The 4,877-nt window shown below is 68.7% G+C and carries 5 protein-coding genes; 4 read left to right on the top strand and 1 reads right to left on the bottom strand.

Annotation, left to right across the window (positions count from 1 at the left end; all coding sequences use genetic code 11):
* Window positions 1-212 precede the first annotated feature (212 nt).
* Window positions 213-476, top strand: a complete 264-nt coding sequence (locus ABTY04_RS40325; RefSeq protein ID WP_352218406.1) for a hypothetical protein — start codon at window positions 213-215, stop codon at window positions 474-476.
* A 288-nt stretch (window positions 477-764) separates the two neighbouring features.
* Here ABTY04_RS40325 and ABTY04_RS40320 read toward each other — a convergent pair whose 3' ends face one another.
* Window positions 765-1,499 (bottom strand): GbsR/MarR family transcriptional regulator, encoded by a 735-nt coding sequence (locus ABTY04_RS40320; RefSeq protein ID WP_352218405.1) that lies wholly within the window; start codon window positions 1,497-1,499, stop codon window positions 765-767.
* Window positions 1,500-1,749: 250 nt separating this feature from the next.
* Here ABTY04_RS40320 and ABTY04_RS40315 point away from each other — a divergent pair, with 250 nt between their 5' ends.
* The 3 genes from ABTY04_RS40315 to ABTY04_RS40305 all read left to right on the top strand — a co-directional run bounded on the left by ABTY04_RS40315 (window position 1,750) and on the right by ABTY04_RS40305 (window position 4,433).
* Window positions 1,750-2,415, top strand: coding sequence for a DUF4097 family beta strand repeat-containing protein (locus ABTY04_RS40315; protein WP_352218404.1), 666 nt, complete (start codon window positions 1,750-1,752; stop codon window positions 2,413-2,415).
* Between the two features lie 46 nt (window positions 2,416-2,461).
* Window positions 2,462-3,583 carry a serine hydrolase domain-containing protein gene (locus ABTY04_RS40310; RefSeq protein ID WP_352218403.1) on the top strand — a complete coding sequence of 374 codons (1,122 nt, stop codon included), beginning with the start codon at window positions 2,462-2,464 and terminating at the stop codon, window positions 3,581-3,583.
* Between the two features lie 91 nt (window positions 3,584-3,674).
* Window positions 3,675-4,433, top strand: coding sequence for a DUF4158 domain-containing protein (locus ABTY04_RS40305; RefSeq protein WP_352218402.1), 759 nt, complete (start codon window positions 3,675-3,677; stop codon window positions 4,431-4,433).
* Window positions 4,434-4,877: the final 444 nt, after the last annotated feature.

Raw genomic sequence — 4,877 nt, 5'->3', positions numbered from 1 at the left:
GCTCACAGGCATCACAGATTCACCGGCGTCCCGGACGGACACACCCCGATTTTCCCGGCCTCACGGCGGCCGGCGCAGCCGGTCTGGGTTACTGACGCGTAAATACCAACCGGCGTGGGCAAAACCGCAGGTAGCTGACCAGCTGACCTTCGCCTCCTGCGTTGCCGCCCCCGCGACGCAGTTTTGATCAAGGGCCACGGGGTGTTCGGCGCGTGGTAAATCGTCTGGACACCTACCTCGCCGCCCGCTACAAGCGGCTGACCGTCCGCCGCGGCCCGCTGCGGGCCCTGGTCGCCGTCGAGCACTCGATCATCACCGCGATCTGGCACATGCTGACCGACAACGTCGCCTATCACGAGCTCGGCGGCGACTACTTCACCCGGCGCGACCCCGAACGCGCCACCCGCCGGGCCATCACCCAGCTCAACCAGCTCGGCTACACCGTCACCCTCAAACCAAGGGAAACCGCCGCCTGAAGGCGCCATCCCGGAAGCCCGGCGGCCCAACAGTCACCGGGCATTCAGGCCTGCCCACAACCAACCTGACCTGCTGTTATTTACGCGTCAGACAGCAAAATCCTGCTGGAGTACTAGTACTACAGCGGCGGATCTTGCTGATGTGATCGGTTCGGTTCGCTCGGGCGGAGGTGTGCGGGGAGTGGGTCGCCGCGTCTCTGGTAGTGGCTGATGGCGGCGGCGGTCTGGTGTGCCGGCCTCGCGGCACCGCGCCGGGTCACCGGTCCAGGCGGACGATCCGAACGTGGTTCAGGTAGCGCTGTTCGAGGTTTTCCCGGGTTTCGTGTGGAGGATCTCGCGCGCCTGGTCCGCAGCGCGGGCGATGCTCTCGGAGACAAAGTCGACGAATCGGGCGATGTTTTCCAGGCGGGCGGCGGCCGGGGTGTCGGGGCCGAGGATGCCGACGCCCTGTCGGGCGACCTCGCCGAGGTGAGCGGTAGATCGGGCGCTGGCCATCATCGACTGGTACAAGATGTCGTCGTCGACGACGTAGCGCTCGCGGCGGCGTTCATTGCGTTCACGGCGGATGAGGCCCTGGCTCTCCAGGAACGCGACTGCTTTGGAGACGGATGCCGGGCTGACCTGGAGGCGCCCGGCGAGTTCGGACGCGGTGAGGCTGCCCGTGTCGGTGGTGTAGAGGCTGGCCAGCACCCCGGCCGTCATCTTGGGCAGGCCCGATTGCATGAAGACGGTGGCGAACGTCTCCTCGTACTCGCGTACGGCTTCGGTATCGCGCCCGTGGGCCTGCGGGGGCGTGCCGGGGTCCCGGGGCGCGGCCTTTCTGCGGCGGCGGGTGCGCTGTTCGGTGGCGCGGTGGGCGAGGTCGGCACGGTAGGCGGTGGGGCCGCCGTTGCGCATGACCTCGCGCGTGATCGTCGAGGTCGGGCGGTCGAGGCGTCGGGCGATCTCCGCGTAGGCGAGGCTTTCGGCCAGTCCCAGCGCGATCTGCTGGCGTTCCTGCTGGGTGAGTCTGCCTCCCGGCATCGCGGTCTCCTTCGTGGTTCGTGGGTGCCTCCACCGTAGCGTTCGATCTCAATCAGTTGCAACGAGCCAGGTGGATTCATTGCGTTAGATTTGGGACCGTTGCAATGATTCGCCCTCTCTGACCTGCGCTTATATCAATCGCACGCAAAGATCTCATTGCTCAATCCGTAAAGGCAACGTAGCTTTTCCTCTGTCAGAAACGGCAGGCCGAAGAAAGACAGCCCGCCGCACCACACAGGGAGAACCCACGATGCACACCTTCAACACCCCCGCCCCGATCGCCGCCGTCCTCGACGTGCCCGCCGCCCACATCCGGTTCATCGCCGCCGACCGCGCCGACACCGTCGTCGAGGTCCGGCCCGCGAACACCTCCAAGAGCCGGGACGTCAAGGCCGCCGAGCAACTGCAGGTCACCTACGACAACGGTGTCCTGCGGATCGAGGCCCCCGCCGCGAAGAGCAGCCTCCTCGGCAACTCCGGCACCACCGAGATCACCGTCCAGCTGCCCGCCGGTTCGACCCTCGACGGCAAGGCCGCCGACGCCGAACTCCGGGGCGTCGGACGCCTGGGCGACGTCACCTTCGAGGCCGCCCGCGCCACCGTCAAGCTCGATGAGAGCGCCGCAGTCCGCCTTTCTATCCAGGCCGGCGACGTCACCCTCGGCCGCCTGACCGGCCCCGCCCAGATCAGCACCCAGCAGGGCGACCTCACCATCACCGAGGCGGCCCACGGCCCGATCGTCCTGCGCGCCGAGTCCGGAAACATCGCCGTCACCGCCGCCCGGGGCATCTCCGCGACCCTCGACGCCGGCACCGCCTACGGCCGCGTCACCAACTCCCTGGTGAACACCGGCACCGCCGCCGTGGCCATCCGCGCCACCACCTCCTACGGCGACATCACCGCCCGCAGCCTCTGATTATCAACCCCCTGAGACCCCGTCAACCCTGAGAGAAGGCGCGATCATGAGCGAGTCCCTGCGCATCGTCGAGAACAACGTTGGTCAGGAGCGCCCGGAGTTGCAGAAGGCCATCGAGGAGTTCGTCGATGCCGGCTTCGCCGGGATACAGATGCGGGTGAACGACGAGCGGGGCGAGTGGGTCGGCAGCGCCGGCATCCGCAAGCTGGGCGAGACCGCCAAGCCGCAGACGGACGGACGGTTCTGGGTGGGCAGCTCCACCAAGACCTTCGTCGCGGCCCTGGTGCTGCACCTGGTGGCGGACGGCGCCATCGGACTGGACGCCCCGGTGGCCAACCACCTGCCCGAGTTCGGGCTGGACCAGCGGATCACCGTACGGATGCTGCTGCAGCACACCAGCGGGTTGCCCAGCTACACCGGCGATCTCGACTCCGAGGGCACGTTCGTGCCGGGGCTGCCCGCGATGGGCAAGCCGTGGGTGGACAACCGGTTCCGCACCTACCGGCCGGAGGAACTCGTGCGGTTCGCGCTGTCCAAGCCCGCACTGTTCGAGCCGGGCACCGACCAGAGCTACTCCAACACCAACTACACGCTGGCCGTGCTGCTGATCGAGAAGGCCGGCGGCCACTCGTACGCCGAGGAGATGGAGCGGCGGATCCTGCGGCCGCTCGGACTGCGGGACACCGTGGTGCCGGGAAGCTCGCCGGAGCTCCCCGAGCCGCACGCCCACGGCTACTACCGCTACCAGGACGCCGACCAGTGGAAGGTCGTCGACGTCACCCGCCAGAACCTCTCGATCCTCGTCGGCGCCGGGGACCTGATCTCGACCACCCGGGACCTCCACACGTTCTTCTCCGCGCTGCTGGGCGGCAAACTCCTGCCCGCCCCGCTGCTGGCCGAGATGCGCACGCCGCACGGAATCCTCGGCTACGGCCTTGGCCTGTTCGTCCAGGACCTGGGCCCGGAGACCGGCCTCACCATCGTCCACCACAACGGCGGCGCCCCGGGAGGCTACGGAGCACTGATGATCAGCAGGCCGGACGGCAGCAGGACCCTCACCGCCGGACTCACCACCGGCGACGCCGAGACCGACCCGGCGCAGGAGGTCCCGAAGGCCCTCGACCGGCTCATCAAGACCGTGTTCTGCGACGAACAGGCCACCCACTGACGGCGCAGAACGTCATCCCGCAGGGAAACGATCCTGCATTTCAGGCCCCGTTCGGCGCGTCCGGCAGGAACTGGCACCGGGTGGAGCGGGGATGACCTCGATCGAGCGGACCGCGTACCCGCGGTTCAAGCAGCTGATCACCGCACGCGAGCTGCACGTCTTCTTCACGCCGTCCGAGGAGGAACGGGCCTGGGCGGACGGAGCCGCGGACTCCGACGAGCACCAGCTCGCGCTGCTGCTGGCGCTGAAGTCGTACCAGCGGATGGGCTGCTTCCCGAAGGCGCACGACGTGCCGGAGCAGGTGGTGGAGTTCGTGCGCCGGGCGGCGGAGCTCCCGGAGGACACCCTGTCGGTGTACGGGTCGGAGCGGACGGCGAAGAGCCGGCGGAGCATGGTCCGCCAGCGGTGCGGGATGAGCTACGACGGGCCTGGGGCCCGGGCGCTGGCCGAGGAGGCGATGCGCGTCGGGGCGGCGTCGAAGAACAACCCGGCTGACCTGATCAGCATCGCGTTGGAGAAGTTGGTGGAGGCCGGGTTGGAGATCCCCCGGTTCTCCACGCTGGACGCGATGGCCTCCACGGTGCGGGCCCGGGTGAACGAGGAGATCCTGGCCGGCATCCGGGAGCGGATGACCGGGGACGAGCGGGCGCGGCTGCTGGGCCTGGTGGACGTCGTCGGTCTGGACGGGCGGACGTTGTTTAAGTCTGGGCCTACCTCAACGCCGTCCGCCCCGCGCTGCTGGACTGCTCCGAGCACTACGACCATCTGCGCGAGGTCACCCGCGACGACGTCCTCGCCCACGTCAAGCCCCTCCACGGGCGCGAGCGCCGCCAGACCCTCGTCGCGCTGAGGTCTCTGTTTGGCTGGGCGAAGACGAACGGCCTCGTTTTCCGCAACCCGACCGCCCGCATCAAGGTCGGCTCGTTCGAGTACGCCGTCCTGCAACCGCTGCTGCCCCAGCAGGTCGCCCGATCCGTCGAAGCGGTCCGCAGCCCGGCCGCCCGCCTGGCCCTTGCTCTCGCCGCAGTCCACGCCGCCCGGGCAGGAGCCATCCGCGCCCTCCAACTCGACGATGTGGACCTCGGCAATCGCCAGCTCATCATCGCGGGACGCGCCCGCCGCATGGACGACCTCACCCACCAGATGCTGCTGGCCTGGCTGGACTACCGGCGCCAGCGCTGACCGAACACAGCCACCCCTGAAGTTCCCCCGTGGCCGTGGACAGCGGGTGGTTACGCTGCGGGGGTGACGTCTTGGGTCGTCAGGGCCCGGGTTTCGATCGGGGTGACGTAGC

It is taken from the genome of Streptomyces sp. NPDC097981, from assembly GCF_040302565.1.
Taxonomy (GTDB): Bacteria; Actinomycetota; Actinomycetes; order Streptomycetales; family Streptomycetaceae; genus Streptomyces.
Note: the sequence above shows the minus strand (reverse complement) of the source record. Positions and strands in the feature narration are given on the sequence as shown.

Coding starts and splice junctions, on each gene's coding strand:
- ABTY04_RS40320 (WP_352218405.1), bottom strand. CDS start 1,499: ATGCCGGGAGGCAGACTCACCCAGCAGGAACGCCAGCAGATCGCGCTG.
- ABTY04_RS40315 (WP_352218404.1), top strand. CDS start 1,750: ATGCACACCTTCAACACCCCCGCCCCGATCGCCGCCGTCCTCGACGTG.
- ABTY04_RS40310 (WP_352218403.1), top strand. CDS start 2,462: ATGAGCGAGTCCCTGCGCATCGTCGAGAACAACGTTGGTCAGGAGCGC.
- ABTY04_RS40305 (WP_352218402.1), top strand. CDS start 3,675: ATGACCTCGATCGAGCGGACCGCGTACCCGCGGTTCAAGCAGCTGATC.